This window comes from Streptacidiphilus albus JL83 (genome assembly GCF_000744705.1).
GTDB lineage: Bacteria > Actinomycetota > Actinomycetes > Streptomycetales > Streptomycetaceae > Streptacidiphilus > Streptacidiphilus albus.
Genome location: NZ_JQML01000001.1, coordinates 963,538 through 988,477 on the forward strand (window position 1 = coordinate 963,538; position 24,940 = coordinate 988,477).

Here is a 24,940-nt window from a genome sequence, read left to right on the forward strand (position 1 = left end):
CTCCTCCCGCCGAGTACGCTCCCGCGCCTCGTCCAGGTTCTCTGTGCGGGGTCGGACGATGCCGTCGTAGTGGTTGGCTCTGCCGTTGGTCCCGTTGTGGAAGACCAGGACCTCGTGGCCGCCCTCCGGACCGACCGGAGTCTGCCGTGCCAGCCCGCGACGGTCCCCGTAGTCCCGGTAGATTTCCAGGCGGATGCCCAGAGCATGGGCGGCAAGCAACGGAAGGCGATCGCCTCCGTCAAGCATCCACGTGTCCTCCCAGTGCTCCACCAGCGCACGGAAACGGGCGCCTTCCTCGGCGGTGATGGGCCTGACCTCGAACGCCCGATCGAGCAGCCGCTGCCTGCTGTACTGGCTCAAGGGGATACGGGGCTCGGTCTCGCTCCAGCCGGGAGGGGAGCCTGCTTCCTCGATCAGCCTGGTCAGCTGCTCATTGGTCAGCACTTCGAGCTCCGGAGCGGGGTCCCGGTCGATGCGGATGAACTGCTGGATCTCACCCGGCAGTTCCGCTGTCGACCGGTTGTCGAGATAGTCCAGGACCACCCTGACCAACTGCGGCCCGGGCCTTCGTTCGTTCAGCTCCGAGCCACGGGAACCGAGGCGGGCTCGGACCAGCTCCGGGGCGCTCCTGTGGATCGCGTTGAGGATGCAGTATCCGTCGCCATTCACCTCATCCACCCAGCTCTTGTCCACGAACTGCGGTGCCGCGAAGCTCACCGCGCCCGGCAGCGGGCTGCGGATCTCGTCCGCTCCGGCGTGGTCGAAGCCGTCGGGCCGGTCCTTGAAGCTACCGTCGTCCGACCGGTACGCGCCGTGCCGGACCACCACAGCGGCAAACGGATCACCGGCACCGTGCGCCCCCGCCGGGCTGTCGGTCCCGGCCGCCGCCTCCGCCAGGCGCGCCTCGACCTCCTCCGCCGTGGGACGGCGGAACTCCAGCCAGTGCCCGCCGGCCGTGAGCACCGGCCGACCGTCACCGCTGAACCCGACCTTCGCGGCGACCACCAACCGCCCCTCGGCCCCCGCGTCACGCCCGTCCGGAACGAACCACACCGGCTGGTCGGCGACGAACGCCGAGGACGTGACCCCCTCGGACCACAGCTCGTGCATCACCTCCGCCACATAGCCGCCGCTCAGCTCCGAACCGAGACCGCAGGCGACGAACTGCAACGGGTCGGACCCGTTCCACTCACCCGAGTCACGCAACTCGCGCAGCAGCCCGGCCATATCGTCCGGACCGAGCTCACGGCCCTCGAACACCGGCCGACCGGTCTCGGACGAGGTGTGCATCGCCAGGACGTAGCTGCCGTCCTGGCGGGGGAACCGCGCCAACGCCTCCCGCATCAGCTCACGGGCCGCAGGATCCGGGTTCCCGTCATCGAAGTACCGACCGCGCCCCGCACCGCCGAAACCGCCGAGCGGCTCCCCCGACCCGTGGCCGCGACCGCCCTCCGACGCAGACCGAAGGGCCGGACTGGTGTGCGGAGGCGCGTCTTCCTGGTGGACAGGGGCCGCGTGGTTCTCCACGTGCGGGTTGACATCGACGATCCGGTTCGCCTCGACCGTCACGCGCAGCCGCATGCCCGCGAAGGTGCCCAGCACCTGGGTCCTGCCGGAGGGTTCCACCCATCCGCCGTCGCGGCGGGCCACCGCCTCCCTCGCGGCGATGGCGATCTCCTGCGGGGTCCACCGGCCGAAGGTGTCGTCCGCATGCTGCGTGCGCGGGAAATCGGCCGCCAGTGGGCGGGTTTCGCGCCGAGGCCCGGTCGGGGCCAACGGGCTCTGGCCGGGAGTGCGCCTCGGAGCCGCACCGGCATCCGCACCGGCACCGGCACCGGCCCCGGACCCAGCACCGGACCCGGAACCGCGGGGGTCCTCGCCCTCGATGCGGGGGCGCTTGTCAGTGGGCTGGTCGCTGGAACCGGCGTCGTCATCCGGGCGTGGCCGCTTGGCGGACTGGATCTGTACCGGGCGGTACTCGACATGCCGACCGTTGTGCACCAGGCCGATGATCGGCACGCCCCCGCTCGTCCCATGCCACACATAGGCGTTCTCCTGCCCGAGGTACGGCTGGATCCGGTCGGCCGAGCGGTGCGCGTTCTCAACGTGGTCGAGCAACTGCTGCGGGGTCCAGTCGGCGGGGAACATGGTGCGCTCGGCCTCGGCGTGCTGATGCCACCTGGTCGGGAACTGCGCCAGCGGGTTGTCCGGATGCACCGTGTGATCCAGAAAGCGGACCACCGCCTGGTACGTGCCGTTGGGGTTGGTACCGAGGCGCTCCTCCCAGACGCCGGTGTGCCGAGCAGCACGAATCGGGTCCTGCAGATGGAAGGCACCGCTTCGGGTCCGCCTGTTGCCCGAGCGGACAAAGTCCTCCGCCCGCTGGCCGAAGACCGGGGACGACGTCTCGACCGCCGTCGGACCGGGCGTCTGCCGACCGTGGGCGGTCAGGCCGGCCTGGTCCTCGGCGGGCCGGAAACCGGTGAACTCACCATGGCTCAGCTCGCCCTCGATCCGCACGCCGCCGTACACGCCGGACCAGGTGTACCGGCCCTCAAGCCCCGGCACCGGCAGGACGTTCCCCGTCCGCAGGGCATGGAGGTACGCCTGCTCCGCCGCGTACACGGCATCGTCGGCATCCCAGTGGGCCGGGAACATCATCCGCATCGGCGACCGCAGCCGCTGATCGACGGACAGTTCCCCGGCATCGGAGTCGTGGGGCCGCACGGGCGCTTCCGGGTCCTCGGCCAGGAAGGTCCCGTTGGCGTTCTCCGCACCGACGGCGCGCCTCGGCACCGGCCGGAGGGAACCGAGCCCGGGCGTCAGCCGGCCGGAGTCCCGACGTGAACCCGACCCCCCGTACAGCGCCGTGCGACGGGTGTCCAGATCGAAGTGGGGGCGCGTCGGCAGACCGTCCGCGCGGGGCTCAAGGCTGTCCCCGGAGGCGAACACCGTGCCCGCGGAAGAGGTACGGGACGTGGTTCCCAACGCCGCGTCGACATCGGCCCCGATCCGGCGCATGGAACGAGGGGCGATCCGACGCGCCGTGAGAGAACCGAAGCCGTCCGGCAGGTTGTCGTCGTCCACGACCGGCCGCCCCCGGCCGTCGTTGAAGTAGCCGGCCATCAGCGAACCGTCGCGGTATATCGAACGCCGGCCGAAGCTCGGGCCCTGGCGGAACTCGTCCTGCAGCCCCAACAGGTGTCCGACCTCGTGCGCGACCGTCATGCCCCGGGTGTCCAGGCCCCAGTTCGCACTGTTCGGCGAGGGCTCCGTCTCCCGCAGGGCGATGGTGTGGTGTGCCGGGCCCGGACCGTCGACGAACTCCAACTGAACCCTGAGCAGGTCCCCGCTGGGAAGACGCAGGTCCCGGTCGTTGTAGTGCTCGTCCATCCCCTGCTGGGCCAGTTCCCTCAGCCGGCCGACCCGGACCGGGTCGAGCTCCGGAGGTCCGTCCAGCCTGATCCGTACCAGCAGCCGGGTCATCGTGTCGCCGTCCGCCGACCGGAACCGCTGCGCCTCGTACTGCCGCGTGTGCGCCGCGGCCGGGGCATGCCGGTTCTCGATCACATACTCCCGCGACGGCCTCGTGACCTCAGCGGGCGGAGCGATCGGCTCCCACCCGGGCAACGGCACCTCGACGACCGGCGGGTCGACCTCCATCGCCTCCTCGACGAGGACGGCGCCGTCGGTCTCGGAGGCTGCTCCCGAGCCGTGCCCGGGAACCGGACCGACTTCGGTTTCCGACTCGTCGTCAGACGCCGTTCCCGCAGGCAGCGCCGGTGACGAGAGCGGCGGCCAGAGCGGGTCCTCGTCAACGGCCGTCGAGCCGTGCGGCGCGCTCGGTGGCTCTTCGGACAGGGCGGCTGCGTACTCGAACTCCCGGCCGTCCTCGTTCGTCCCGCCATCGGCCAGGACCTGGTGGATCGAGGGCATCTGCCCGCCCGGAACCCATCCCCGGTCCATCGGCTCGTCCACGGTCACCGACTCTGCCGCCGGCGGCCGGGCTTCCGGCTCCGGCGTCGTCCCGTCGATCCGCCCCAGGTGGTCGTCGCCGGTCAGCGGTTCCGGGGTGGTGGGCCGGTCCTCCGTCACGGGATCCGGGTGCACCGGCTCCGGCCGGAAACCCGCCGGCTCGATGCCGGACTCGTCGTCGGTGACCTGCTGCGCGGACCTCTGGTCGTCTGGAGCCCCTACCTGATCAATCAGCTCGTCCCTGGTGCGCGACTGCTCCTCGCGGGCTTCAGCGTTGGTCCTGACTGCGGCGTCCAGGTGAGCCAGCACCGCCAGCGATGCCGCGTGCTGCTCGGCGACCCGCTGATGCGCCTCGTCGGCGGCCCGGATCTGCTCGGGTGTGTGCTGTTCCTGGACCGCGTCGTCGGCAAGCCCGCGCGTCCAGCCGGATTGGATCTGGAGGACGTCCGCCCGTTCCTGCTCGCGCTCGGCGGCCGCCCTGAGCAGCACTTCCTCGCCCGCCAGCCGCGTGAGCGCGGCTTCGGCCGCACCGATCCGCCCGGCGCGGGACCCCGCCCCGGCAACGGACGCCCCGGCGACGGAGCTCTCCCCGTCAACCCTCCTCGGCTGCTGTTCTCCCCCAGTAGTCGCCCTGCCCCCGGACGGGCCCCGGAGGAAGTCGTCGGCCGCCGGGTGCACGTCATCGACGGTGCCACCCGTGCCCATCACCAGCAGCCGTCGACCCGCGAAGGTGCCCAGCGCCACGAACCCGCCGCTACGCCGCGGGTCCTCCACCCTCCATTCCGGGTTCGCCACCGCCATCCTCGCGGCATACCCGATCTCCTCCGCCGTCCACCTGCCGAAGGTGCCCTCGGGGTACTGCGTCGTACCTGGGATACCGGCATCCGGCGAGATGGTGTCCGGCCCGGCGGGGGACGGAACGTGGGCGTTCGACGACCCGGCGCCGAGGCCACTCTCACCGTCCTCGTCCGGGTGCGTGCCACCGACCTGGACCGGACGGAAGCTGACTATTCGGCCGTCGTCGTTCCGCGCCACGCCCTCGATCGGTACGCCGTGGGACTCCCCCCACCACCGGTAGGTCTCCTCCCCGTGAACCCCCGTCTGTCGGAGGTCCACGGCCGACGTGTGCGCGTCCAGAACGCGCAGCAGCAGATTCTCCGGAGTCCAGTCGTCGGGGAACATGGTGTGCTCGCCCTCGGCGTGCGGTCGCCACCGGGTCGGGAACTGCGACAACGGGTCGCCCGGACGCACCGTGGGATCCAGGAACCGGATGACCGCCTCGTAGGTGCCGTTGGCGTGGGTGATGCCACGCACCTGCCAGAGGCCGGAGAACTGCCCCGAATACTCCGGGTCCGGCAGGTGGTAGACGCCGGTCCGGGTCCGCCTGTTGCCGTAGTGAACCATGTCCTCCACCGACTGGTGGACAACCGAAGCGGACATCTCCAGCGGCCTGGGGAACGGGGTCACCACGTCGCCGACCAGCCTCGGCTGCCTGTCGGCGGGCCGGAAACCGGTGAACTCGCCGTGGCTCAGCTCGCCCTCGATCCGCACGCCGCCGTACACGCCGGACCAGGTGTAACGGCCCTCCTGTCCCGGCACCGGCAGAACTCGCCCCTCCCGCAGGGCATGGAGGTACGCCTGCTCCGCCGCGTACACGGCGTCGTCCGCATCCCAGTGGTCCGGGAACATCATCGGCCCGGGCGAACGCAGACGCTGATCGGCCATCACGTCCCCGGCCAGGGGGTCATGGGGCTGCAGGGGCACATCGGCGGCTTCCACCCGGAAGGTGCCGTTGTTGTTCTCCGAACCGGCGACACGCCTCGGAACCGGCCGGTCGGAACCCGGCCCGGGCCACAGCCGGCCGGAGTCCCGATCCGCCCCCGTCACTCCGTACAGCGCGCTCTCACGGGTGTCCAGATCGAAACTGGCACGGATCGGCAGACCGTCGGCAGGGGGCTCGGCCCCCTCACCGGCGCTGAACACGATCTCCCCCGTGGAACTGCGGCGCGCGGTGCCGAGCGCCGCGTCGACATCGGCCCCCAGCCGACGCATGTACCGAGGAGCGACCCGACGCGTGGTTTCGCCGGCCTCCGGGCTGTTGAACCGGCTCTCGACGGTCGGCCGGCCCCACCTGTCGGTGTTCGGGGGCCCCATCAGCGAACCGTCGGTGTACACCGAACGCTGGCCCTGCCTCGGACCGCTGCGGTACTCGTCATGGAGCCCGAGCAGGTGCCCGACCTCGTGCGCGAGCGTCCGCTCCGTGGAGTCCAGGCACCACGCAAGGGCATGTGCCCGCCCGGTCGGGTTGTCCGCTCTGACGACGTGGTGAGCGAGGTCGGGGCTGCTGACGAACTCCAGCTCCACGTCCAGCGCATCCCCGTTGGGGAGGCGCAGGCCGCGACTGTTGTAGTAGGCGTCCACGCCGTCCTGGGCCCGCTCCGCCAGCTCGTCGACCTGTCGGTCCCGTGCCTCGGCCAGAACCGGGTCGGGCTCCGGGTCTGCCACCAGATGGACCTTCACCACCAACCGGGAGAGCATCTCGCCGTTGTCCGACCGACGGTACCGCTCGACGTCGTAGCGCCTGATGCCCAGTGAGGCGGGGGCAGCATTGTACCCACCCCCCGACGGCGCCGGCCTCAGGATCTCGGCGCGCGCGACCACGTCCCACGTGACCGGCTCCACCTGGGCGACCGGCGTCTGCGCCTCGTCCGGAGTGGTGACCTCGGCGACCGGCGTGGCGGCCTGCGCCTCCGCTTGGCCCGGAGTGGTGACCTCCGTGACCGGCGGGGCGACCTGCGCCTCCGCTTCGTCCGGGGCGGTGACCTCCGTGACCGGCTGCACCTCGGACACCGCCGCGAGCGGCTCGTCGTCCGTCACCCCCTGCGCGGTCTGCGCGCCTGCCTCCGCGTCTGTCTCCGCCCCGTCGTGAGTCAGCTCGGCTATCGTGTGCGACTGCGCCTGACGGGCGTCGGCATTGGCTCGAAGCGCATCGCGCGCACGATCCAGTTCCTGCTGCGCCGCTGACTGCCGCTCAACTGCAACCGCGTGCGCCGCGTCCGCCGCCAGCGACGCAGGAGTCGCCGTACCGTCGGCCTCCGGGCGGTTCATCTCGGAATCGAACTGACGCATGAGCGCTGCCCCATCCGCCTCGTCGACCGACTGCTCCGCTCTGTCCACAGAGGCCTGGAGCTCCGGCGCCGCCCCCTCCAACCGCGCCAACTCCACCCGAGCCGCCGCGAGCCGCTCGGCGGGCGTGACGGAGTCGCCCGCTCCGAAGTGGACCGGACCGATCACCGCACCCCGCGGTTGCTCGTCGAGGACCCAGCCCTTGGGAAGCACGACTGACTGACGGGTGACCTCCGGCTGCTCACCCTCCTTCGGCTTACTGAAGACCTTCCAGCTCCCACCGGTGCTGAGCATCGGACGACCGTCCTCGCTCCAGCCCACCTTCTTCCCCACCAGCGGGTACGCCGGGAAGTGCAGGTCGGGAACCATCTCGTGCACCTGGTCGGGCAGGTTGAAGTTCTTGTAGCGCATCGGGTCGGACAGGCTGTACTCCTTGAACACCGGAGCGACCCACACGGAACCGTCCGCCGCCCGCGCCTGCACATCGACGCCGTGGTCCCAGAGGACCGACATGACCTCAAGCACATAGGGCTCCTGCAGACCGAGGTCGCAGGCGATGAACTCCAGCACGTGACCTTTCGGCCACTCACCCGAGTCCCACAGCTCCAGCAACGTTTCGGAGAGATCGGCTGTCGTCAACTCCTGCCCGTCGTAACGGGGAAGACCCTTGTCGTCGATGCTCAGCGCAACCCGGAACGTCTCGTCCGAGTGCGGCAGCCGCATGAGTGCCTCGGCCTGCTTGAACTGCAGTTCCTTGTCAAGGGTCCGGTCCGCGATGTAGTGCATCGACGAACCTCCGGGGAGTTCCAGCCGCTCACCCCGCCCCCCAACCGGCTGTGGAGCGACGTCGACCGGCGCGGTGCTCGGCTCCAGCCTCGCATAAAGATGCGTCTGCCCGTCATGACTGATCAGCCGGTCGACCGTGAAATACCTGTCCCGACCGAGCAGCAGTTCCTTCTCGTCGGCGTTGTACGCGGAGACCCGCTCCACCCAGATCGCCGGAGTGCCCGCCGGCACCCGCAGATGCATCGCCACTTCCCTCAGGCCGTAGTCGGCAATGGGTTCGACGGCAGCGGACGTGGAAGTGAACTCGTGTGCCTTGAGCGTCTCCCCCAGAACCGACGCCAGGTTCCCGTCCGCGACAATCCGCTTGGCCTGTACTCCGCGTACGACGACCATGTCCTCCGGCGTCCGGAGGCCCTCCATCGCCCGGTCCATCGCATCGATCGTGCGCAGCGCCCGCAGCACCACGACCGACGAGAGCCCCGTCCGCCCGGCGAGTGCGTCCACAGCCGCGAAGGCGGCCCGCTCATCTTCCGTCTCGGCACGACGAACGCCGCGGTCGATCACAGTGCCGTCGTCGGACTGATGGAGCTTCAACACCCGCTCGAAATAATCGACACCGAGCTCCGGACCAGCCTTCGCGAGGTCCCGGAGAATCAGGTTGATCTTTTCGTGCGTCGTGGTCGTGGAGGACGAATTGAGGCCCAGCTCGCCCGTGTAGTCGTGCAGCGCCTTTCGCTGGTCGAAGGGGAGCTTGTCCACCCGGTCGTTCCACGCCCGGCCGGCGTACCTGTCGGCCTCCGCGCCCCGGGGGAATGTCACGGCTCCGGGGACGGCGGGAACGCCGTCCTGCGCCCGACGCGATGCGGCCAGCTCGTAGTCGGCGAGAGCGATCCGCACTGGCAGGGGCAACTCCTCGAACGACTCACCTTCCACCCGAGCGAGCACCGGCGTCCCCCTCCCGTCCGCAACCAGCCCCGTGGAGTCGGGGCCCGGGTTCGGGTTGCGGTCGGGAACCAGCGGGAAGCCCGTTTTCGGGGAATAGCCGAACACCGGCTCCGAGGTGTCCTCGTCATAACCCAGGACCGGGTGACCGGACACCGGGTCGTACCCGAAGAGTGCGGCGCCCGTCTCCGGATCGTAGGACAGCACCGTCCGGTCCTCGGACACCGGCTCGATGCTCACCCATCGCGTCCCTGCGGAGTTCAGCACGAACGGTTGGCGCGTGTTCGGATCGAATCCGTGGACCGGCGCACCCGACTGCCGATCGAACCCGTAGATCGGCGTACCCGTCCGCTCGTCCACTCCGTAGATCGGCGCACCTGTCTGCCGATCGAAGCCGAAGATCGGCGCGCCCGTCCGCTCATCGACCCCGTAGACGTGCAGGCCTGTCCGCTCGTCGAGCGAGCGGACCAGGTGGGCCGGCCGCCCGTCGTTCCCGAGGATCGGCGTGTTCGACCCGTCGTATCCATAGATCGGCCTGTTCGACCCGTCGTACCCGTAGACGGCGTAGCCGTCATGGAAATCGACGACCTGCGCGCTCCGGAGCGCGGGAAGCGGGCCCGGTTCGAGCCAGGCGTCCGTGCCATGCTCCGACTCCGCCTCCGGCGGCTGTTCCGTCTCCTCCTGGTGGCTCTCGGTGGCGGTCCGGACGATGGCGTCGTAGTGGCGGTCCCCGACTCGTTCGACCGGAATCCGGTGGCCGTTCTCCGGGCCGATGGAGACCAGGTAATTGAGTCCTGCGTCGTCCAGGAAGTCCTGGTACTTGTCCAGCCTGACACCCAGAGCGTGCGCAGCGAGTGTCGAGAACATGTCCCCCGTCTCAGGCTTCCACTCCTTCTCCCAGTCCTTCACCTGGGTGCGCAGCGCAGTCACGTCGTCAGCGGTGATGGGCGCCGTTCGCACGGCTATGTCGAGCAGGGCCGTTTTCTCGAAGAAGCCCGCGCTCACTGCTTCCGCGATCGTCCTACGATTGTCAACGGCCGACTGACCGGGGAATGTCGTACCTTCCGCGACCCGGTCGATCAGGTCCTCGTCGCTGAGCTTTTCCAGCTCCTCCCGCTTTTTCCCCTGGATGTGTTCCTTGACCGTCGAAGGCCAATCCGAACTCGGCGTGCGGTCCAGATAGTCGTCGACCATGGCCTTGATCCGTTGCGCCGGGTCCAGCGACTCGCGGTCCGGGCGACTGAAGCCCTCAAGGGTGTCGAACCACTCGCGGTCGCCGGCGTAGAGCGCATCGAGGACGCAGAGACCGCTCTTCGACACCTCCTCCCGCCATTCCCTCGGCATCAACCGCTGCGGCCCGTCGGCGAACTTCACCGCGTCCGGAAGCGGCTCACGGATCTCGTCGGCAGCGGCGTGGCCGAAGCCCTCGGGCCGGTCCGTGAAGCTGCCGTCGGCCGACCGATGCGCACCGTGCCGGACGACGACGGCGGCGAGCGGATCGACGGCGGCCCCGCCCCACGGCGACTCCTCGGCACGCGCCTCCATCTCCGCCACCGTGGGGCGGCGGTACTCCAGCCAGTGCCCGTCGGCCGTGAGCACCGGCCGGCCGTCGCTGGTGAAGCCGACCTTGGACGCGACCACCAGGTGCCCCGAGCCGTCACCGGCCGGGGCGTCGCCGGTCTTCGGCATGAACCACACCGGCTCGTCCGCCGCCAGCGCCGTCGTGCCGAGCCCCTTCTCCCACAACTGCCGCATGACCTCCGGCACATAGTCGCCGTGCAGCGCGGAGCCCAGGCCACAGGCGACGAACTGCAGCTGGTCCGAGCCGTTCCACTCCCCCGACGCGTGCAGCTCCACCATGGTCCGGACGAAGTCGTCCGGCGTCAGCTCCACCCCGTCGTGAACCGGCAGTCCGCTGTCGTCCGAGGTGTGCACCGCGAGGGTGAAGACCCCGTCGTGCACCGGGAGGTGCGCCAGCGCCTGCTCGACCTGCTGCCGCGCCTCGGGCTCCATCGACGGGCTGTCGAACCAGCGGCCGCGCTGCGCGCTGCCGTAGTCCGCGAGCGACTGCCCGACCTCGGTCGGCCCCTCCGGCCTCGGCGCGGAGTGCGGCGTTGTCAGCGGCGGCAGCAGCGTCGGCTGCGGCTCCTCGTGCGACGGCCGGTTCGGCGTATGGGCGGGCGGGACGACGTTCAGCGGGTCGCTGCTGGACACGGTGCCGGGGTGTTGCACCGGCGGCTCCACCGCGTGCTGCGGGTTGGGCGTGGCACCCGCCGCCACCGCCTGCTCGTAGCTGGGCGGCGGCTCGGTCGGAACCGGCTGCTCGGAGCTCTCCGGGGGATGGACGGCGCCCGGCCCCTGGGAGCTGGTCGTCGGACGCGGGGTCGGCGGAGCCACCGGCTCGACGTTCGGGTCCGACTGCTGCCCGTCCCCGTCCCCCTGCCCCGACTCGGAGTTGTGGTTCGGGGACGGCTGCCCGAAGGAGGACTGGGTCGGCACCTGCGGCGGCGGCGCCGTCGTCTGGTTCTGCCCGTTCGAGGACTGGTTGGCCGGCCCCTGCTGTTCCTCCTCCGTCGGGTCGTAGCTGCTCCCCCGGGACGCCGGGGGCTGGACCGCCGGCGGCGCCTGCTCCTCCGAGGTCGTCGTCACGCCGACCGTCTCGCGGTAGGCGGGCGGCGGGTCGGCGAGCGCCTCCTGGTAGCTCGGGGGCTCGTCCCCGGCGCGGGTTGTCGGCCTCGGCACCGGGAACGGCGCGCTGTGGCCGCTCAGGTTGAGGGCCAACGAGAGCAGGGTGAGCGGGTGGGTGGGGCCGAAGTACTTGTCGCTGGAGTCCGAGTTCTCGAAGTAGCTGTGCACCATCGCCCGGTACTTCTCGGTGATCGGCGAGACCGCATGGTGACCCAGCACGCCGAGCAGCCCCATGCCGATGCCGGAGCCGAAGGTCCCCCAGGTCATGGTGAAGTCGTGGCTCGGGTCGAAGATGAGGTTGTAGAAGCCCTGGGTCAGCGCATTGGTCACGCCGCCCTTGAGCTGCTCGCCGACCAGCTCGCCCAGCTTGAACGCCAGGTTGGACTCCATGGTGAGCGCACTGTCCGGCAGGGTCTCGGTGAGCATCTTCAGCGCGGACTCGTTGAGGCCGGAGTCCTGGAGCACGTCCCGCAGTGAGGACTTGAGCAGCGAGCGGTCCTCCTCCTTGGTCCAGTTCGCCGCCATGGTGCTGCCGAACTCCTGGCCGAGCTTCGACGCCGTCTCCTTGCCGAGCAGCTCGCCCAGGTGCGTCTCGAAGGTCTGGCCCATGCCCTTCTCGAACGCATCGGCGTAGAAGGCGTCGCCGAAGTCCTTGAGACCGGACTTGATGTGCTGCTCGAAGCGGCCGACCAGCTTGCCCATGTCCTTGGTGAAGGCGTCCGAGGCAGCCTTGTCGGTCAGCCAGGAGGGGCGTCCGGCCTCCGACGCCTTGGCCGGGGCCTCGGCGGGGGCCTCGGCGGGGGCCTCGGCGGGGGCCTCGCTCGGGGCCTCGGCGGGAGCCTTCTCCGGGGCGTCTTCCGTGGCCGGAGCCTCGGACGGCTCCTCGTACGCCGGCGGGGCTTCCTCGTCGGCCGGCGGCGCCTCGTCCTCGGTCGGACCGCTCTCGGTCTTCACCGGTTCCGGCGCCTCGTCCCCGCCCGGGTGGTCCAGGTCGTCGGCCGGGTTGTCCGGGTCGTGGTCGAGGTCCTTCAGTCCGCTCTCGGCGTCCTTGACCGCCGCGCCCGCGTCGTGCGAGAGGTCGTCGGCGAGCGCGTCCCCGGCGCCGTGGCCGATCGCCCCGCCCAGGACGTGGCCGAGCCCCTTGCCGAAGAGGTCCATCGGGCCGGACAGCACCCCGCTGATGGCGCCGAACTCGATCGCCGACAGGGTGCTGCTGAAGTCCCAGCCGTGGCGGTTGCCCTCGGCGATCTGGATCCCCTGGATGATCGCGTCCATCGCCACGCCGCCGGCGATGCCCATGAAGGTGTGCAGCGCGATGGTCTTCAGCAGCCAGACGAAGATCTTCTGGATGGCGGCCCGCACCGTCGCGTAGAGGGTGGGCAGCATCTCCAGCGAGAGCCCGCCGTCGAAGGGCGACCAGAAGATGGCCATGGCGATCTCGAAGGCCAGCTGGATCAGCTGGGCGATCGTCATCCACTTGGTGTACTCGACCTGGTTGGCCGTGTCGTAGGCGCAACTCGCCAGCGCCGTGGCCTCCTTGGCGGCGAGCCCCAGGTAGTCGGGTCCGCCGCTCTGACCGACGAACTGCTGCACGGTCTGGAGGAACGCGGTGGCGGCGTCGCCCTCGAACTGGTCGTTGATGACGCCGATCATCTGGTTGATGTACGTCTCCAGCTGCGGGATCTCCGAGGCGAGCTGGGTGTAGTCGTCGCCGACCACGCGCAGCTCGTCCTCGTCCGCCTCCGGCCACTGCATGCCGGTCAGCGCCGAGAAGAGCTTGGCCAGACCCTCGGGGATCATCATCGACATGCCAGGGACCTCTTGTGCTCGTGCGTCGTCATCCGGGGCGCCGGTCGGCGGCGGGTTGTGCCGAGCGGCTAGGAGCCGCTCACCTGGTCCAGGGCGTCCTGGTCGGCACTGGTGAAGGTGTTGGCGGCGTCCACGCCCGCCTTGCTGATCGAGTCGACGGCGTCACGGACCGCCTGCAGCAGGTCGGTCAGCGCCTTGGTGGGCGCGTCGACGGTGCTGTGGTACTGGGTGCCGACGTCGTCGCTGCCGGCCGCGTTGGTGTTGTCGATGTTGATCTCTGCTGCGGTGTGCCGCATGGTGTCGATCAGGGTCGACATATCGCCGAAGTTGGTGAAGGCCGACTTCAGGTCATCCAGCGCGGTGATCTTCTCAGCCATTGAACTCCTCCTGCTTCGCGCTGGTCCGGCCGGTCAGCTCCGCCTCGTAGTTGGGGCGCATGGCCCGCAGCGGCGCGAGCAGCTCGTCGAGGTCGAGGCCTTCGGCGCCCTCCCCGGGGGGCGGTCCCACGTGGAGGGACTGACGGAGCATCTCGCCCATGCCGTCGAAGCTGCGCATCGACTCGATGACCTTCGTCCCCATGTCCGCACGGGCCTCGTTGAGGACGTCGACCAGGGCCTTGCTCAACTCGGCGGGCGCCATCGAGCGGTAGCCGGTGGTGTGGAAGGTCAGGCTGATGACCTGGCCCTGCGGGCCGACCTTGGCGGTGATCATCCGGTCCTTGGAGGTCACCGAGGCACTGGATTCCGAGAGTTCCTTGCGGACCTCCGTCATCTTGCTCTGCTGCTCGCGCAGGATGTCCATCGCCTGCTCGATCCGGTCCGCGAACGGGGACGTCATGCTGTTCCACCTCTCAGTTGCCTCGACGACTGCCGCCACCTGTCTTAACGGGAACGGAACGCCCTGTGGTTCGACCGCAGCGAGAGCGCCCCCGGTCGGATCGGTCCGACCGGGGGCGCCTCGTGCTGTGAATGGCTGGAGAATGACTGAAGTCAGCGGCCGATGACGCCGGCCACCCCGCCGGTGTCGGTGCCCCAGACCTCTTCCTCCTCGGCGAGCCAGGTGGTGCGTTGCTTGTCCTGGCCGCTCTGCCCGGCGCCACCGGCACCGGCGCCGGCACCGCCCATCGGCGGCATCATCGAGCCGTCGCTGCCGCTGCTGGTCGCCACGTTGCGGCCCATCATCTGCGACTCCTCGGCCGCGCTCTCCAGCTCCTCCTCGCCGGCCGCACTCTCGGCGGGCGTCGCCTCGGTGGCCGGCTCGCCCGACATCATCGCGTTGCTCCGCTCCACCGCCGCCGGGCTCATCCCGCCGCCGGTGCCCAGCATCTTGAAACCACCGGAGGTCGGCAGGTTGAAGTCCCCGGCACCGCCGCCACCGATCCCGCCGAGCTGCGCGTTGTCGGCGGCGTTCATCGCCGCCTCCTCGTTGGTCAGCAGCTGGTCCTCCTCCGAGATCGGCTTCCCGTTGGAGCTGAGAACCGTGCCGTCCTTGGAGATGGTGTCGCCCTTGCCCAGCACGATCGGGTTGCCGTTGGAGTCCAGCACCGGCTTGCCGTTGGGGCCGATCACCTCGCCCTCGCTGTTGATGTGCGAGCCCGGCGGCACCTTCAACGACTCGTCACCGGGGTTGTCGATCCCGTCGCCCTCGCCGGTGCCGAGGGTGGTGCCCTTGGGCACGGTGATCGGCTTGCCGTTGGCGCCGAGCACCGGCTTGCCGTCCGGGCCGATCACCTCGCCGGCCGAGTTGATGGTGGAGCCGGGCGGCACCATCAGCGGCTGGCCGTTGGGGCCGGTGATGTCCATGCCGTTGGGACCGATCAACGGGACATCGCCGCCGCTGCCGCCGGTCCCGCCACCCGAGCCGGTGATGACGGGCGGCGGCGGCGAGGTGTAGTTCTTCGGACCGTCGCCACCACCCGGGCCGCCGGTGCCGCCACCGGTGCCACCGGTACCGCCACCGGTACCGGTGATCGTCGGGGGCGGCGGCGTGGTGGTCGGAGGCGGCGTTGTCGTGGGCGGCGGGGTAGTGGTGTCGTTCGGCGCGGTCGGCGCCGGGAGGGCGGCCGTGAAGGTGTCGATCGGCTGCCCGGTGAGGACCATTCCGGCGGTGCGGTAGGCCTTCTGCAGGTCGGTATCGGCCTTCTGGGCGGCCGTGTCCAGACCGCTCAGGCTGGCTAGCCACAGCGTCTGCGCCTTCGCCTGCAGGGCTTGGGCGAAGGCGCTGCCCCGGATGTCGCCGTACTGCGCCGATTTCACCTGCGGGTTGCCCAGGATGTTGACTTTGTAGCTGATGTCCGAGGTGTCGTTCATCATGGTCTGGAATGCCTCGTTGAGGCAGTAGGGCGGCGAGCCGTTGGGCAGCGCCTTCCACGCCAGGTACGCGGTGTTGAGGTCGCTGACGACCTGCGCCAGCGCCGCCTTCGCGTTGCCGAACACTTGCGAGAAGGGGACGGGCGGGGACTCGATGCTCTGATTGACCGCGACCATCCCGTCGTGGAAATTGGTCAGCAGAGCCTTGAACTCGGCGGCTGCGCTGCCCTGCCAGTTGCTGCCGGACACGTCGAGATCGTCCGCCCAGCCCTTCACCGCCGCGATCCATCCGTCGAACCAGTACCCGACCTGCTGGAGCGCGGTCACCGCCGCGTCGAAGCTCGGCAGGCTGACGCTGTCGTTCTCGTACGGGCTGTTCATCAGCGAACCCAGGATGTCCTGGATCTGCCCGAACCAGTTGTTCCAGGGGCTGCCCGCAGCGTCGAACAGCGCATAGTTGAAGTTCACGGCCACGACACAGTTGTAATTGCTGCCCCAGTACTCGTAGCTGAAGTACCAGTAACAGTCGTGTGCCTTCTCGAAGGCGTAGGTATTCGTCAGACCGTTGTCTGCAGCGTCGTCCGTGTTTTTCTCGGTGACCGAGCCGCCACCGAGCCAGGCCGTGCCCGGAGTCGTCGGGTCGGCGATAGCGGCCCGCTGCACAATGGTCGAGTTGGTGATGGTGCTACGCCCGTTGGGAATCGGATTCGCCGGCCCCAACGCCTTCAGAATGTCTTCCCACTTCGTTTGGGCCATCTGTGCGGTCTCCCTGCCGTCTGGGCTGGCCGATGTCGTCGTCCCGGGGGGCGCGGGTCCGTCGCGCAAGGCGCGCCGACGGACCCGCGCCCCGGACAGTGCTGCTAGGGCAGAGGGGGCTGGGTGGAGGTGGTCGAGGGGGAACCGAGCGCCGGGTTGAGCAGGTCCATCATCTGTGCGGTGGTGAGGCTGTCGCTCTCACCGTTGCTCAGTGTGGTCTTCGCCGCGAGCAGACTCGTGGACAGCTTCTGCATCTCGGTGTGCATCGAGCCGATCTGCGTATAGATGCTGGAGAAGAGCTTGGTGGCGTCGGTGGTGATGCCGGCGAAGTCGCTACCTCCCCCGCCCATGATCTGGTCGTAGGTGCCTGGGGTCGTGTTGGGCAGGTTGAGCGGGGCCGTCCAGTTGTACACATCGAGCACCGGGGCGGACGTCAGGACAGCCTGGTTGAAGCTGTTGAGTTGCTTGTTGGCGAAATCGGTCAGGAAGTCGTCGTCGACTGTGATCGACCCGTCGCCACCGCCGCCGCCATCTGAAGACTTGCTCATTGACGCTCAACTCCCTTCCGGGGAAGTCCGATCAGAAGTGGTTGCGGGCGCTGTTGTCGGCATCGATCATGGTCCGGTGCATCGTCTCGAGCGTGGTCGCCGCGCTGTTGAGGTCGTCCGACATCTGGCTCTCGTTCTGGCTGACGACGTTGAGGAAGTTGTTGAACGCCTCGGCCGCGGCGCCCTGGAAGCCGTCCTGGAGCCCCTTCAGGGTGCTGACCAGGTCGTCGAGGTTGCTCTTCATGGTGTTGCCGGCCGACCGCAGTTCATCGGTGGCCTGGTTCAGGGCCTCGTGCTGGAGCTGGACTGACATGGTGCTGTCCTCTCGAACTCTCGCTGGAATGGGGTGCGTTGCGTGACGGGAAGCGGCGGGGTGGGGCTCGGTCAGCCCTGCAGCGCGCTGTAGACGCCGTCGGACGCCCCCCAGTTGCCGCCCGCGACGCCGGCGTCCTCGTCGGCCTGGGTCAGGGTCTTGCTGGCGCCGGAGAGGCTCTCGGTGAGCTGGTCGAAGGCCTGCATCACCTTCTTGTAGCGGTCGACCCAGTCGCTGACCTTCCCCTGGAAGACGGTGCTGGCGCCGGAGATGTAGCCGGCCGCGATCTCCTCGTTGATCCGCTCGACGGTCTGGCCGGAGGAGATCATGCTCGAAATCTGCGTCTCCAGACCGGCCAGCGCCTGCTGGATCGATCCGTCGTCCTTCTTCAACATGCCGGGAGTGCTCACGGAATCCTCCATCGTCGTCCTGCTGCGGCCGGTGCGCCGCAGCCGGCCCGCGGTCGCGGGCCGGCGGGTGCGTGGAGCGACCACGCACCATCCGGTTGAACGGGTCTGCGGAACCCGCCGGTTCAACCCGGCGGGCCCGAACCGGGGCCTGAGCCGCCGTCAGCTCGCGCAGGCCCCCGCCGCCGGTGCCGGCTCCACCACCCCGCCCGCGGCCAGCTCGGCCGGGTCGAGGCTGGGACCGGTCGGCAGCAGCGCCAGCAGCGCGCCCGGTGCGGCCAGCGCGGCGACCCCGCTGTAGCCGAGCGCGGTGGTCGCGTCGGCGGAGGCCAGCGGGTACTTCACACCCGCGTCGGTGACCAGGTACTCGGTCGTGCCGACGCCCGCCCCGGACAGTGCCCGGACCAGCGTCCCGCCCTGCGCGGGCACCGCGACCAGGTCGGCCGCCGCGCAGCCGGGGACCACGCCGGGCTGGGCGGTCGGGGCCTGCCCGGCCACGGCGGCGGCGGAGACCACGGTCAGTGCGACCGCCGGGGCGCCGCTGCCGAGCCGCGACTCGGCGCAGACGCCCTGCCCCTGGCCGACCGTCACCAGTTGCGGAGCGTCGGCCGGCAGGGTGGAGGTCGGTGCGGCGCCCTGGGCGGAGTGCGCCGCCAGGTCCTCGGCGCCGATCAGGACGGTGGTCACGGCCGCGCCCCGGTAGGCCTGCGACTGGGTCCGCGGGTCGCCGCTGAGCAGCTTGTAGAGCATCGCGTCGATCGGCACCAGCCCGGCCTTGGTCAGCACGTAGCGCTGACCGCCGGGGAGGGCGAAGAGCTGGCCGATCCGGGTGGGGTTGTTGGCGAGCCTGGGCCCGGCCTTGCCCCGGTCGGGGATGTCGGGCGCGGCCAGCACCGGCCCGGCCGGCAGCGCGTCCAGGAAGGACTCGGTCACCGGGAACGGGACGGCCGTGCCGTAGCCGAGGGCCTGGAGCACCCCTTCCCCGGCTGCCACCTGCATCCGCTGCCCCTGCCAGAGCAGGTAGACCGAGCCGTCGGGGGCGGAGACCAGGGTGCCCTGGCCGGCCGTGAGCGAGGTGCCCCGGGATCGCGGGGCCAGCGCCAGGGTCAGCTCGGCGGCGCCGCCGCCGGTCGGCTGGGTGCCGCAGGCCAGCCAGGTGCCGTCGGCCAGCGCGGCGCCGTCCGGCAGGGTGTCGGGCGCGCCGACGATGCCGAGCGGCGCGCCGACCTGGGCCCCGCTCAGCGAGTTCTGGCTGACCTGGTCGACCGTCAGCTGGGCTCCGGCGACCAGCCGGGCGCTGGCGATGTTGAGCACCGGGTGGAGTTCGCCGCCGAGGTAGAGGTAGCGCGCACCGGTCTCGTTGACCACGACCAGTGTCCCGGCCTTGGCCCAGCCGGTGCTGCCGCCGGGGGAGATCAGTCCGTAGACCGTCATCCCGACCGCGGCCAGCCCGCCGAGGATCACCCCGGTGAGGGTGCCGCGGGTGGTTCGGCCGTGGGGGGTGTCCGGCGCGTCGGGCTCGGCCCGCAGCATGCCGGAGGAGAGCCTGCTCATCACGAACAGGTGCGCCTGCACCTGGTCGCGTCGGGACTGCATCCGGTTCCTCCTGGGCGGTTATGTGGTTCGGCAGCGCCTCGACCGACGGAACGTCAGCCGTTCATGGCGCGGAGCAGGTGGTAGACCCCGGAGACGGCGAGGCCCAGCGGCAGCAGGCTGACCGCGGTCAGGGTGTGTAGCATGTCCGCCGCGCGCCCCCAGTAGGGCAGCAGCCGACGTCCCGGGACGGTCCAGGCGACGACCAGCAGCACCACGGTGACCGCCAGCAGCGCCGCCAGCACCAGCAGCCGGCCCGCCGGGGACTCGTCCAGCGCCCAGCGTCCGGTGAGCAGCACCACCCCGTACGCGCCGGGCACCAGCATCGAGACCCGCTGCCAGATGCCGCCCAGGGACCGGCTGTGGAGCAGCAGCAGCAGGCTGAGCGCCCCGGTGAACGCGGGCGACTCCCAGCCGTGGCCGCCGTCGAGGGCGACCAGGGTCAGGCAGATCGCGCCGACGGCGCCGATGGCGAGGTGGAAGGCGGTGAGGTAGCCGTCGGCGATGTGGCCCCGGTCCATCACCTCGGCCGCCGGGAAGGGCTCGATGCCCTGCTGGAGCTCCTCGGCGTTGCGGGGCAGCGCGGGCAGCCGCAGTCCGGAGAGCCGGAACGAGAGCGAGGGGATGAACGCGCCGAAGATCACCGCGACCACGGCCACCAGCGCCGCCGTGTGCGCGGGCGCGAACCCGGCCAGGGCGAGGACACCGGCCACCACGCCGAGCACCGCGGGCAGCACGGCGGCCAGGAACAGCGGTGCCGAGCAGGCGACGGCGGCCAGCGCCAGCACCGCCGCACCGGCCGCGGCCGAGGCCCCGGCCAGCAGTTGGGCCCCGGTCAGCTCCGGTCCGGCCGGACCGCTCGGCAGCAGCAGGCCGGCCAGCGCCAGGTAGGGCACGGCCGCCGCGCCGAGCGCGGTGCCCGCGCCGGCATCGCCCATGGCCCGGGCCGCGCTGGCCGCGCCGAGCAGCAGCAGCACGCCGGTGACCGCCGCCGCGATGTCACGGAGCTGGTGCCCGCCGGGCAGCGCCAGCAGCACGAAGCCCCCCGCCAGGGCCAGCATCCCGAGGCCGACGGCCAGATGGTGCGTCAGCACCGGCCGCCAGGAGCCGCCGCGCTGCTGCAGCCCGACGGCGAGGCCGTCGATCAGGTCGTCGAAGTGGACCGGGGGCAGTTCCGCGCGGCGCGGGCGGAGGTAGAGCTCGCCCCCGTCGTGCAGGCCCAGCGCCTCCGGCGTCAGCTCCTCGTCGAGCGCGGCGCCGCCGAGGTGCTGCAGCACCCAGCCGCCGTGCTCGATGCCCTGCTCCTCCAGGTCGTCACCGGCATAGCCGACGACCGTGGGCAGCAGGTCGCCCAGCGGGATGTCGGCGGGCACCGCCAGTTCGAAGACCGACTGCGGCGCATGGAACCTCAGTCGGCACAGTGCGGCACCGGCAGTGCTGTTCACCAGGTCTCTCCCAGACAGGTCGGGCGGTTCGTCGGGCGGATCGTCGGACGGATCGACACCGGGCCGCCGATCCGCTGCGACCCCACTGGGCTGTACGTACGCGGAGGCGGAAGAAGTTCAACTGAACCGTGCACGGGCCCGCATCCGTGGTCCGAGTGGACGGCCGTCCTCCGAACCGACGGTCGCGGCAGGCGAGTGAGGAGCTCTTCGTTGAGCACGGTGCAGGTCAATCGCACGGCCCGGCGGCCCGGACCGGTCATGCCGGACGGGGAGATCCAGCTCCAGGAGCCGCCGAGTCTGCCCGAGTCGCAGGGCGGCATGTCGAGCATGATCAGCATGGCCCCGATGGCGCTGAGCTCGCTGTCGATGGTGGTCATGTTCCTCAAGCCCGGCGGCAGCAGTGGCGCGATGACCTATGTCGGCATCGGGATGATGGCGCTGTCGGCGGTCGGCATGCTGCTGACCCAGCTGATCCGCGGCTCCAGCGACCGCAAGAAGCAGGTGCGCAGCGAGCGCCGCGACTACCTGCGCTACCTCTCGCAGATCCGCCGCCAGGTCAGGGCCGCGACCGAGCAGCAGCAGCTCGCGCTGGCCTGGCGGAACCCGGCTTCGCCGGAGCTGTGGTCGCTGGTCCGCACCTCCCGGCTGTGGGAACGGCGGGCGACCCACCCCGACTTCGGCGACGTCCGGATCGGCACCGGTCCGCAGCGGCTGGCGAAGCGGCTGGCGCCGCTGGCGACCAAGCCGGTCGAGGACCTGGAGCCGCTCTGCGCCCACGCCCTGCGCCGCTTCATCCACGCGTACAACAATGTCGCCGACCAGCCGATCGCGATCTACCTGCGCGGCTTCTCCCACCTGCTGCTCCGCAGCGACGACCGGGCGGCGGCCCAAGCGATGGCCCGCTCGATGGTGGCCCAGCTCTCGGTCTTCCACGCCCCCGACGAACTGCGGATCGCCGTGGTCACCGGTCCCGAGCAGCGGGACTCCTGGGAGTGGGTCAAGTGGCTGCCGCACGCCCAGCATCCGGGCGACACCGACGGCGCCGGCGCGGTACGCCTGGTCGCGGGCACCGTCGCCGAGGTCGAGCAGCTGCTCGGCGACGAGTTCCTGGGACGTCCGCCCTACGAGCCCGACTCCGTGCCGACCAGGGAGGAGCCCTTCACCGTCCTGGTCCTGGACGGCGCGAAGGCCGCCCCCACCACCCGGGCCGCGCTGGCCGGCTACCGCAACGCGATCGTCATCGACCTCGGTGACGCGCTGGAGTGGAAGCACTCGCGGTTCACCCTGCGGCTGCGGGTCGAGAAGGGCCGGCTGGCGATGGTCGGCGCCGACCGCAACCGCAAGGACGAGATCACCGAGCTGGGCCGCCCGGACGCGCTGGCCGTCCCGACGGCGACCCGGCTGGCCGCGCTGATGGCCCCCTACCGGGTCGGCGACGCCACCGTCGCCGCCGAACCGCTCGCCGCCGACTTCGACCTGACGGCGCTGCTGGGCATCAACGACCTGCACCAGCACGACGTGGCGCAGCTCTGGGCCAAGCGCAACCTGAACAACAAGCTGCGGGTGCCGCTGGGGCTCGGCGGCGACGGCAAGCCGGTCGACCTGGACCTCAAGGAGTCCGCCCAGGGCGGCATGGGCCCGCACGGCATGCTGATCGGCGCGACCGGCTCCGGCAAGTCCGAGCTGCTCCGGACGCTGGTGCTGGCGCTGGCGATCACCCACTCCTCCGAGGTGCTGAACTTCGTCCTGGTCGACTTCAAGGGCGGCGCGACCTTCCTCGGTCTGGACGCCCTGCCGCACACCTCGGCAGTGATCACCAACCTGGCCGACGAGGCCTCCCTGGTCGACCGGATGCGCGACGCGCTGCACGGCGAGATGGTCCGCCGGCAGGAGCTGCTGCGCGCGGCCGGCAACTACGCCTCGCTGCTGGACTACGAGACCGCCCGCGCCGCCGGGACCCCGCTGGAGCCGCTGCCGACGCTGTTCGTGGTGGTCGACGAGTTCAGCGAACTGCTGGCCGCGCACCGCGACTTCATGGAGCTGTTCGTGATGATCGGCCGCCTCGGCCGCTCGCTCGGCGTGCACCTGCTGCTCGCCTCGCAGCGGCTGGACGAGGGCCGGATGAACGCCCTGGAGTCGCACCTGTCCTACCGGATCGGCCTGCGCACCTTCTCCGCGATGGAGAGCCGGGGCGTGCTCGGCGTCCCCGACGCCTACCAGCTGCCCTCGCAGCCCGGCAACGGCATCCTGCGCAGCGACATCTCCACGCTGACCCGGTTCAAGGCCGCCTACGTCTCCGGCCCCTACCAGCCCAAGCGCCGCCCCCGGCAGCAGGCCGTGGTCGCGGGCCAGGTCGTCCCCTACGGCACCGAGTACGTGGCGCCCCGTCACCTCCCGGCCGAGGTCGAGCCGGCGCACGAGGACGCCCTCGCGTCCGGCACGCTGCTGGACATCGCCGCCGCCAAGCTCTACGACGTCGGCCCCCCGGCCTACCAGGTCTGGCTGCCGCCGCTGGACGTCCCGCCGACCCTGGACGAGCTGCTGCCGCCGCTCACCCCGCACCCCCAGTACGGGCTGACCACCCACGGCTGGGCCGGGCGCGGCGCGCTGACGGTGCCGGTCGGCGTCGTCGACCGGCCGTTCCACCAGCTGCGCGACCTGATGATGGCGGACCTCTCCGGCGCCGGCGGCCATGTCGGCATCGCCGGCGCGCCGCAGAGCGGCAAGAGCAACCTGCTGCGCACCCTGATCACCGGCCTCGCGCTCACCCACACCCCGGCCGAGGTGCAGTTCTACTGCCTGGACTTCGGCGGCGGCACCCTCTCGGCGCTGCGCGACCTGCCGCACATGGGCGGCGTCACCGGACGCCACGACGGCGAGCGGGTGGTCCGCACCGTGGCCGAGGTCGCCGGGATCATCGCCCGACGGGAGAAGTCCTTCGCCGAGATGGGCGTCGACTCCATCGCCACCTTCCGCCGGATGCGCGCCGAGGGCCGGCTCCCCGAGGAGACCCACGGCGACGTCTTCCTGGTCATCGACGGGTGGAACACCCTCCGCCAGGAGTTCAACGACCTGGTGCAGCCGCTGACCCTGCTCTCCCAGCGCGGCATCAACTACGGCGTCCACCTGGTCATCGCCACCACCCGCTGGGGCGAGATCGCCAGCGGGCTGCGCGACCAGCTGCAGACCCGCTTCGAGCTGCGGCTCGGCGACGCGGTCGACTCGGTGATCAACATGCGCGCCGCCGCCAAGGTCCCGAAGTCCCCCGGGCGCGGCCTCACCGCCGAGCAGCTGCACTTCCTCACCGCCCTGCCCCGGCTGGACGGCTCCGGCACCACCAAGGACCTCGGCGAGGGCATCGCCGACCTGGTCGACGCGGTCGCCGCACACTGGACCGGACCGCGCGCGCCGCAGGTCCGGATGCTGCCGCTGACCGTCGACGCGGCCGACCTGCCCGCCCCTCAGGGCCGGCTCCGGGTGCCGATCGGTCTGGAGGACACCGAGGTCGCGCCGCTGTGGCACGACTTCGAGGAGTCGCCGCACCTGATGATCGTCGGCGACAGCGAGTCCGGGAAGACCAACCTGCTCAAGCTGATGATCGAGCAGATCACCAGCGCCTACAGCCCCAGCGAGGCGCGGGTCATGCTGGTCGACTTCCGCCGCGAGCTCTACGAGGCCGTGCCGAAGGAGTACCGCATCGGCTACGCGGTCGCCACGGACGTGCTGCGCCAGCTCACCGACGGCGCGGCCCGGGCGATGAAGGAGCGCGTGCCCTCGGCCGACATCTCCCCCGCCCAGCTCAAGCGGCGCGACTGGTGGCAGGGCCCGGAGCTGTTCTTCATCGTCGACGACTACGAGCTGATCGCCGCCGGGACGACCGGCCACCCGTTCGCCCCGGTCCTGGACCACCTGGCCCAGGGCACCGAGATCGGCCTCCACCTGATCGTCGCGCGCGGCGCCAACGGCATCGGCCGGGCCCTGTCCGACCCGCTGCTGCGCAAGCTCCAGGAGGTCAACACCCCGGCGGTGCTGCTCTCCTGCCCGCCCTCGGAGGGCGTCATCTTCGGCAACGTCAAGCCCCGGCAGCTCCCGGTCGGCCGCGGCGTGCACATCACCCGGCGCCGCACCGTCCAGGTCCAGACAGCCCTGCTGGCCGAGCCGGAGCGGGGACCGGAGGCCGACCGATGAGCATCGGCGGGGGCGTCGGCGGGGCGGCGCCGACAGCGGTGGGGGCGGCCCGAGG

At 70.9% G+C, this 24,940-nt stretch carries 10 protein-coding genes (1 of these 10 cut by a window edge); 1 reads left to right on the top strand and 9 read right to left on the bottom strand.

Going from position 1 to position 24,940, the window contains the following annotated elements; all coding sequences use genetic code 11:
- From BS75_RS04230 to eccD, 9 genes are all read right to left on the bottom strand, one after another.
- A protein-coding gene (locus tag BS75_RS04230; RefSeq protein ID WP_034087234.1) for an EndoU domain-containing protein crosses the window boundary here: on the bottom strand, nt 1–13,326 show its start. The gene continues 27,465 nt to the left of window position 1, outside the view; only the first 13,326 of its 40,791 coding nucleotides appear in the window; the start codon lies at nt 13,324–13,326; the stop codon falls past the left edge of the window.
- Between the two features lie 68 nt (nt 13,327–13,394).
- Nucleotides 13,395–13,703 carry a hypothetical protein gene (locus BS75_RS04235; RefSeq protein WP_034087235.1) on the bottom strand — a complete coding sequence of 103 codons (309 nt, stop codon included), beginning with the start codon at nt 13,701–13,703 and terminating at the stop codon, nt 13,395–13,397.
- Complete coding sequence (locus tag BS75_RS43900; protein ID WP_052069164.1) at nt 13,696–14,163, bottom strand: YbaB/EbfC family nucleoid-associated protein; 468 nt, start codon at nt 14,161–14,163, stop codon at nt 13,696–13,698. Before BS75_RS43900 ends, BS75_RS04235 begins: the two co-directional genes overlap by 8 nt.
- Nucleotides 14,164–14,315: 152 nt before the next feature.
- Nucleotides 14,316–16,391 (bottom strand): hypothetical protein, encoded by a 2,076-nt coding sequence (locus tag BS75_RS04245; protein WP_152646174.1) that lies wholly within the window; start codon nt 16,389–16,391, stop codon nt 14,316–14,318.
- Between the two features lie 104 nt (nt 16,392–16,495).
- Nucleotides 16,496–16,939: a hypothetical protein gene (locus BS75_RS04250; RefSeq protein ID WP_034087237.1), complete on the bottom strand. Its 444-nt coding sequence runs from the start codon at nt 16,937–16,939 to the stop codon at nt 16,496–16,498.
- 31 nt (nt 16,940–16,970) lie between these two features.
- Complete coding sequence (locus tag BS75_RS49120; RefSeq protein WP_034087238.1) at nt 16,971–17,252, bottom strand: WXG100 family type VII secretion target; 282 nt, start codon at nt 17,250–17,252, stop codon at nt 16,971–16,973.
- Nucleotides 17,253–17,323: 71 nt separating this feature from the next.
- The gene (locus BS75_RS49125; RefSeq protein ID WP_160312301.1) at nt 17,324–17,662 is read right to left on the bottom strand and encodes a hypothetical protein; all 339 of its coding nucleotides are present in this window, start codon (nt 17,660–17,662) and stop codon (nt 17,324–17,326) included.
- Nucleotides 17,663–17,821: 159 nt separating this feature from the next.
- Nucleotides 17,822–19,255: a type VII secretion protein EccB gene (eccB, locus tag BS75_RS04265; RefSeq protein WP_042439991.1), complete on the bottom strand. Its 1,434-nt coding sequence runs from the start codon at nt 19,253–19,255 to the stop codon at nt 17,822–17,824.
- Between the two features lie 53 nt (nt 19,256–19,308).
- Nucleotides 19,309–20,697 carry a type VII secretion integral membrane protein EccD gene (gene eccD / locus BS75_RS04270; protein WP_231607674.1) on the bottom strand — a complete coding sequence of 463 codons (1,389 nt, stop codon included), beginning with the start codon at nt 20,695–20,697 and terminating at the stop codon, nt 19,309–19,311.
- A 210-nt stretch (nt 20,698–20,907) separates the two neighbouring features.
- Between eccD and eccCa the strand changes: the two genes are divergently transcribed.
- A complete protein-coding gene (eccCa, locus tag BS75_RS04275) occupies nt 20,908–24,885 on the top strand; it encodes a type VII secretion protein EccCa (protein ID WP_408022515.1) in 3,978 nt (1,325 codons plus the stop codon).
- Nucleotides 24,886–24,940 lie beyond the last annotated feature (55 nt).

Coding starts and splice junctions, on each gene's coding strand:
- BS75_RS49120 (WP_034087238.1), bottom strand. CDS start 17,252: ATGTCAGTCCAGCTCCAGCACGAGGCCCTGAACCAGGCCACCGATGAA.
- BS75_RS43900 (WP_052069164.1), bottom strand. CDS start 14,163: ATGACGTCCCCGTTCGCGGACCGGATCGAGCAGGCGATGGACATCCTG.
- BS75_RS04245 (WP_152646174.1), bottom strand. CDS start 16,391: ATGGCCCAAACGAAGTGGGAAGACATTCTGAAGGCGTTGGGGCCGGCG.
- BS75_RS04235 (WP_034087235.1), bottom strand. CDS start 13,703: ATGGCTGAGAAGATCACCGCGCTGGATGACCTGAAGTCGGCCTTCACC.
- BS75_RS04250 (WP_034087237.1), bottom strand. CDS start 16,939: ATGAGCAAGTCTTCAGATGGCGGCGGCGGTGGCGACGGGTCGATCACA.
- eccB (WP_042439991.1), bottom strand. CDS start 19,255: ATGCAGTCCCGACGCGACCAGGTGCAGGCGCACCTGTTCGTGATGAGC.